Origin of the sequence: Mycobacterium heidelbergense (assembly GCF_050205645.1) — a bacterium.
Classification (GTDB): domain Bacteria; phylum Actinomycetota; class Actinomycetes; order Mycobacteriales; family Mycobacteriaceae; genus Mycobacterium; species Mycobacterium heidelbergense_A.
On sequence record NZ_JBNMQT010000052.1, the window covers coordinates 1 to 2126 of the forward strand.

At 64.2% G+C, this 2126-nt stretch carries 4 protein-coding genes; 3 read left to right on the forward strand and 1 reads right to left on the reverse strand.

Features of this window, described 5'->3' with window-relative positions; genetic code table 11:
- On the reverse strand, positions 1-1243 hold a 1243-nt coding region (locus ACQI5H_RS24500; RefSeq protein ID WP_427081879.1), incomplete at its 3' end, for a hypothetical protein.
- Positions 1244-1279: 36 nt separating this feature from the next.
- Here ACQI5H_RS24500 and ACQI5H_RS24505 point away from each other — a divergent pair.
- The 3 genes from ACQI5H_RS24505 to ACQI5H_RS24515 all read left to right on the forward strand — a co-directional run.
- On the forward strand, positions 1280-1597 hold the full coding sequence (locus ACQI5H_RS24505; RefSeq protein WP_427081880.1) for a hypothetical protein: 318 nt from the start codon (positions 1280-1282) through the stop codon (positions 1595-1597).
- A 156-nt stretch (positions 1598-1753) separates the two neighbouring features.
- A complete protein-coding gene (locus ACQI5H_RS24510; RefSeq protein ID WP_427081881.1) occupies positions 1754-1933 on the forward strand; it encodes a hypothetical protein in 180 nt (59 codons plus the stop codon).
- The coding region (locus ACQI5H_RS24515) for a hypothetical protein (protein ID WP_427081882.1) at positions 1930-2126 on the forward strand (197 nt) is incomplete at its 3' end. The genes ACQI5H_RS24510 and ACQI5H_RS24515, both read left to right, overlap by 4 nt.

Here is a 2126-nt window from a genome sequence, read left to right on the forward strand (position 1 = left end):
CCATGGTGTCCAGCAGCCCCGTCAGCAATGTCGGATGAGCGGCCAGCCCGTGCAGGAAGGTGTCGTAGAGCGGCCGGTTATCGGCCATGGTGTCCAGCAGCCCCGTCAGCAATGTCGGATGAGCGGCCAGCCCGTGCAGGAAGGTGTCGTAGAGCGGCCGGTTATCGGCCATGGTGTCCAGCAGGGTCGTAAACATCTCTGTGTGGGCGGACATCGTGGCAAGGAAGTCGTTGTAGAGCACGGGATTTTGGGCCATGGTGTCCAGCAGTGAGTGGAACATGTCCGGATGCTGGCCCATGGTGTCGAGGAAGCTGTTGTAGAGCTGGTGCTGGCCGTCTTGTTTATGGGCCATGGTGTCCAGCAGTGACTTGAACATGTCTGGGTTTTTGTCCATGGTGTCGAGGAAGTCGGTGTAGAGCTGGTGCTGGCCGTCTTGTTTATGGGCCATGGTGTCCAGCAGTGACTTGAACATGTCTGGGTTTTTGTCCATGGTGTCGAGGAAGTCGGTGTAGAGCTGGTGCTGCCCGCCTTGCTTATGGGCCATGGTGTCCAGCAGTGACTTGAACATGTCTGGGTTTTTGTCCATGGTGTCGAGGAAGTCGGTGTAGAGCTGGTGCTGCCCGCCTTGCTTCTCGGCCATCGTGCCCAGCAGTGACTTGAACATGTCGGGATGCTTGCCCACGGTGTCGAGGAAGTCGGTGTAGAGCTGCCGATGAGCGGCCATCGCGCCCAGCAGTTCCTTGAACATCACCGGATGAGCACCCACGGTGTCGAGGAAGTCGGTGTAGAGCTGCCGATGAGCGGCCATCGCGCCCAGCAGTTCCTTGAACATCACCGGATGAGCACCCACGGTGGTCAGGAAGTCGGTGTAGAGCTGCGGATGAGCGGCCATCGCGCCCAGCAGTTCCTTGAACATCACCGGGTTGTTGCCCACCGTGTTCAAGAAGTCGTCATACAGCTGCGGATGAGCGGCCATCGCGCCCAGCAACATGTTGAACATCTCCGGATGAGCCGACACCGTGTTCAAGAAGTCGTCATACAGCTGCGGATGAGCGGCCATCTCGCCCAGCAGCAGGTTGAACAGATCCGGACGGTTGGCCATCTGGTCGAGGAAAATGTCGAATAGCCAAGGCTGAGCGGCCATTCCGTCGAGGAGCCTGTCGAATAGCCAAGGATGATGTGCCACCAAGACGAGGGCCGCCTCGAGCGGGTCGGAATGGAATGCTTGTCCGATTCCGCCCATGAGGAGGGCGGCATTTCGTAACCGAGGCGTTATTGGGTGGTTGTTGTCGCTGTCAGTGTGTGGGTCATCGGACTTGGCGGGCTGCGTCGCGGACTCTTCCGGTTGGTGCTGCTGCCCTGCTTCGTCGCGGCGCTGCGGCGAAACCCCTTCGCTCTTGTCCCCGCCGGCGGCTCGGTCTGCGGGATCGCCAGCATGGCTATCGTCTCCCGGCACCGGTTCACCGCGCTCGCCACGGCCGTTGTCTGGCTCATCGTGATGGCCTGCCCTACCGCGATAGTCGCCTGGCTCGCCGCGGGCCGTGCCTGGGTGGGAGGTGTCGTGGTCGTCACGGCCGGCGCGCCCACCTTGGTGTGACTCTGGCTCACCGGGATTCGGAAGGTTACCGTCGTGGCGGGCTTTGTTGCCTGCCGCGGCGTCGGGCCGGGTGCTGGGGGCTTGGCCTTTGGTGACCGGCTCGGGCGTCCGCTGCTGTGTTCGATCGGCCGTTGCGCTGCCTTCACGATCCGCTGCGTGACTTTCAACCTCGGATCTTCCCGCTTGCGCCGCACGGTCGAGCCCGACGGCCTGTGCTGGCGCGGCTCGCTCGGCGGTGGTGTCGTGCACGCCGTGCTCGGTGTGTGCGGCGGTAGTGTCGACACGCCCCCCGGCCGGCGCTCCGGCTGGTTCAGGGCCCAGCTTGCTCGCCGGTGAGACCTCCGCAGATCCGGCGTGCGGACCCGGTGTCGGGCTTAGCGGCTCGGCGGTCGGGCCGGGCGGTGCGGGTGTGGCGGTTGGCGCTGGCGGAGGCGGGCCTGCGGCACTCGGCACAGTCTGCGCCGGCGGCGAGTCGGCAGCGGTCGGCGCGGTCGGCGCGGCGGGTGTCGCCGGGCTTGCAGCATTCGAC